At 27.5% G+C, this 353-nt stretch carries 1 pseudogene; it reads right to left on the minus strand.

Annotation, left to right across the window (positions count from 1 at the left end):
* A pseudogene (locus tag SH09_RS14210) lies at nt 1–353 on the minus strand (hypothetical protein); the annotation flags it as partial.

Here is a 353-nt window from a genome sequence, read left to right on the forward strand (position 1 = left end):
CCTTTTCTATCCACTAAAAAACCACCAAAATAACCAAAAACAATAACACTCATGGTTCCAGGAAAAATAACACTATTACCTATTGTCGCTACATTTACATGATAAATAGTTTTCATCATATAAGGCACCATTGATATAAAACCAGCTACTATAGAAAATATTAGCCCACCAGAAAACAAACCAAGCATAAACGGAATGTTTTTCCCTAGTTTAGGATTAATAAAAGGGTTAGAAACTCTTGAAATATGTTTAATAAAAATCACAAAAAAGATTGTGAAGAGTATTAAAAAAGTCCAATTATAATTTGTCGTAAATAACATAAAACATATAATACTTATAGACATTAAAACAAT

The sequence above is a fragment of the Staphylococcus gallinarum genome (genome assembly GCF_000875895.1).
GTDB lineage: Bacteria > Bacillota > Bacilli > Staphylococcales > Staphylococcaceae > Staphylococcus > Staphylococcus gallinarum.